This window comes from Bacillus cereus group sp. BfR-BA-01408, assembly GCF_022663305.1.
In the GTDB taxonomy this organism is placed as follows: Bacteria; Bacillota; Bacilli; order Bacillales; family Bacillaceae_G; genus Bacillus_A; species Bacillus_A pacificus.
In genome coordinates this window covers 1-223 of record NZ_JAKUFF010000321.1, presented here as the reverse complement: position 1 = coordinate 223, position 223 = coordinate 1, and the positions used below count along the sequence as shown (strand labels likewise).

Sequence of the window (223 nt, the reverse complement as noted above, 5' to 3'; positions counted from 1 at the left end):
TACCGCCTTTAGTCTTGCAGCCGCTCCCAACTATAAAGCCGGACAAGTTGTTACTTATACGAGCAGCGGCTATGTTGTAAAAAAGGATGCACCTCAAGGATTTCCTAATGTATCTCCAGATTATATCGTATTAGTAGAAAGTGGGGCTACTGGACCCACTGGAAGCACTGGATCTACCGGGAATACTGGGCCTGCCGGGATTACTGGATCTACCGGGAACACT

1 pseudogene is annotated in these 223 nt (G+C 48.0%); it reads left to right on the top strand.

From position 1 onward, the window contains the following. Positions 1–223: pseudogene (locus tag MR083_RS27470) on the top strand (collagen-like protein); the annotation flags it as partial.